We start from the raw sequence: 603 nt of genomic DNA, 5'->3' as shown, positions 1-603 counted from the left end.
GCCCCCGCCCACCCAATTGACGGACCGTCAGAAACCCTCGTACCGTCCCCTCATGGGCGTGAAGGCGTACGACCTCACCGGGCGGACCGCGTTCGTCACCGGCGCCGCCGCCGGCATCGGCCGCGCGTGTGCCGTCCTGCTCGCCGAGGCCGGCGCCACGGTGCACGGCGCGGACCGCGACGCGAAGGGCTTGCAGGAGACGGCCGCCCTCATCAAGGACCGTGGCGGTACGGCCCACACCCACCACCTGGACGTCACCGACCGAGCCCGGCTACGCCGGGCCGTGGACTCCTGCGAACGGCTGCACATCATGGCCGCCGTCGCCGGCATCATGCACAGCAGCCCCGTCCTGGAGACGCGCGAGGAGGACCTGGACCGCGTCCTGGCCGTCAACTTCAAGGGCGTCCTGCACGCCTGCCAGGAGGCAGCCCGCCTGATGCTCGCCCATCACACCCGCGGCAGCATCATCACGATGGCCTCGGGCGCGGTCGACACGGGCGCTCCCGGCCTCCTGTGCTACGGCGTCGCCAAGGCCGCCGTGGTCCAGCTGACGAAGACCCTGGCGAGCGAGGTCGGCGCGCACGGCATCCGCGTCAACGCCGT

The 603-nt window shown here is 72.5% G+C and carries 1 protein-coding gene; it reads left to right on the top strand.

The annotated features are described in order from the left end of the window. Positions 1-52: 52 nt before the first annotated feature. The coding region (locus BZL64_RS37955; protein ID WP_086773483.1) for an SDR family NAD(P)-dependent oxidoreductase at positions 53-603 on the top strand (551 nt) is incomplete at its 3' end.

The organism is Streptomyces bobili (genome assembly GCF_002154575.1).
GTDB lineage: Bacteria > Actinomycetota > Actinomycetes > Streptomycetales > Streptomycetaceae > Streptomyces > Streptomyces bobili.
This window is presented reverse-complemented; position numbering and strand designations above follow the sequence as displayed.